Source organism: Microcystis sp. LE19-10.1B, from assembly GCF_027530565.1.
GTDB classification, from domain to species: domain Bacteria; phylum Cyanobacteriota; class Cyanobacteriia; order Cyanobacteriales; family Microcystaceae; genus Microcystis; species Microcystis aeruginosa.
Map to the genome: position 1 here is coordinate 1 of NZ_JAPZQM010000235.1, position 1,043 is coordinate 1,043.

The 1,043-nt window shown below is 40.0% G+C and carries 1 pseudogene; it reads left to right on the forward strand.

Annotation, left to right across the window (positions count from 1 at the left end):
- Positions 1-129: 129 nt before the first annotated feature.
- A pseudogene (locus tag O9332_RS08605) lies at positions 130-1,043 on the forward strand (IS1634 family transposase); the annotation flags it as partial.

A 1,043-nucleotide genomic window follows, 5' to 3' on the forward strand; every position in this document is an offset into this window, starting at 1 on the left:
TCAATTGTCTATCTTTTGGTATTAACCTATTTGTGCCTTAAGTCCTTTCCTGTATGAATTTCAGCTACTTTTGAGCGTAGTTGCTCTCATCGAATTTTATTTTAAGTTAATTATTTGCATAACAATTCCCGAAGAGCCAAACAATTTATGATTGACTTAATCGTAAGTGGGGATGGAGATGTACCTTTATTCCTGAAAGTAGGGGACGGAAATGAAGCGGACAAAGCGGTTTTTGGTCAAATCGCCCGAGAATTTAAAAAACCAGTTGACTTTGACAGTTTAATAGTCGGCGATAGCGCCCTCTATAGCAAAGAGAATTTAAAACTAATGAAAGAAATGCGTTGGTTGTCTCGAGTACCATTAAGCATTAAAGAGGCTCAAGAGTTAGTCGATAGCATCTCAGAAAAAGAGTTAACCGATGCAGAAATACCGGGTTATTCCTGGCGGGAAACCATCTCTAACTATGGGGGTATAGAACAAAGATGGTTGCTAGTTGAAAGTCAAGCTAGACAAGAATCAGACTTGAAAAAATTAGAGAAAAAAATCGAGCAGGAAAAGAATTGGGCATAAGAAAAAATCCGGCAACTATCCCGAAGAGAATTTGAGAATAGAGCGGTGGCGTTGGCGATAGCCAAAGGATTATCTGACTCCTTAAAATCTCATCAGTTAACGGAGATTAAAGTCAATCTCATTCCGCCTGAGTCCCAGGGGTCAAAACTCAAATCAAAAGACGATTTACCCTCTCAAAGCTATCAAGTTCAAGCCAAATTAGAGTTGAATTTGACCGCCATTGAGAGGCTAAAGAAACGAGCAGGACGATTCGTTTTAGCAACTAACGATTTGGAGAAACAACGATTAAGCAGTGAGGATATACTCAAAAAATATAAAGGGCAACAAGCTCCGGAAAGAGGATTTTCTTTTCTCAAAGACCCCGGCTTTTTTGCCCACAGTGTCTTTCTCAAATCTCCCCATAGAATCGAGGTCATGGCCATGCTCATGGGCTTGTGCCTGCTGGTTTATACTATTGGTCAAAGACAACTTCG